General features: G+C 51.6%; 1 protein-coding gene. It reads left to right on the forward strand.

Annotated elements, in window-relative coordinates; translation table 11 throughout:
- Positions 1-67 precede the first annotated feature (67 nt).
- Positions 68-921 (forward strand): IS5 family transposase gene (locus tag OKB77_RS23960; RefSeq protein ID WP_227340631.1). Its coding sequence is split into 2 segments (ribosomal slippage): positions 68-410 and positions 410-921, totalling 855 coding nucleotides; the frame shifts between segments, so codons are not numbered across the junction.
- The last annotated feature ends 13 nt before the right edge of the window (positions 922-934 follow it).

Genomic DNA, 934 nt, shown 5'->3' on the forward strand with positions numbered 1-934 from the left:
CTAGGCTGTGTTCTTAAAGTGATGAAGATATAATCTCAAATCCTCTCAATAGCTTAAGACCTACGCAGTGTCCCGTCGTTACCAGTTGACCGATGCACAATGGAGGCTTATCGAGCCCCTTTTCCCATACCACCACATAAGCGGACGTCCTACTCGCGAGCCACGCCAGGTGCTCAATGGCATTCTCTGGATACTCCACACCGGTGCACCTTGGCGAGATCTGCCAGAACGTTTCGGCCCATGGAGTTCGGTCTACAACACTTTTCGACGTTGGCAAAGTACAGGTCGCATTGATGCCATCCTTGAAGCGCTGCAACTGCATCTCAATGAAGAAGGACTTATCGACTTCGACCTGTGGTGCATTGACGGCTCCAATGTCAGGGCATCCAAAGATGCTGCCGGAGCGCGTAAAAAAACACTTCTGTGAATCAAGCGCTTGGCCGCTCGCGTGGCGGTTTTGGCAGCAAAATTCACTTGGTCACTGATGGTAATGGTTTACCGCTGGGGTTCTGCCTTTCACCGGGGCAATCAGCGGAAATCAGATATGCGACAAGTGCGTTGGCCATGGTAAGGATACCGACCTCATCAGGCCGTTATCGCACGCGACCAGCGCATCTTGCCGCAGATAAGGCCTATAGCAGCAGGGCTTTGCGGGCAGAACTCCGGCGCAGAAGGATAAAAGCGGTCATCCCGCAGCGTAGCGACCAGCAGCGGTACCATAAGGGACGTCCACTGGTATTAGACAAAGCTCGTTATCGCAGGCGAAACGTGGTCGAACGATGCTTCGGATGGCTGAAGAAGTTTCGTCGATTATCAACGAGATATGAAAAGCTAGCGGGAAGTTTTGCTGCTTTTATCAAGCTGGCTTTCTGCCTTCATTACTTACGGGAACTATTGGTGGACAGAAAACCAGCATTTTGAGAACACAGCCTAG

The sequence above is a fragment of the Aeromonas sp. Y318-3 genome, from assembly GCF_027706185.1.
In the GTDB taxonomy this organism is placed as follows: Bacteria; Pseudomonadota; Gammaproteobacteria; order Enterobacterales; family Aeromonadaceae; genus Aeromonas; species Aeromonas veronii.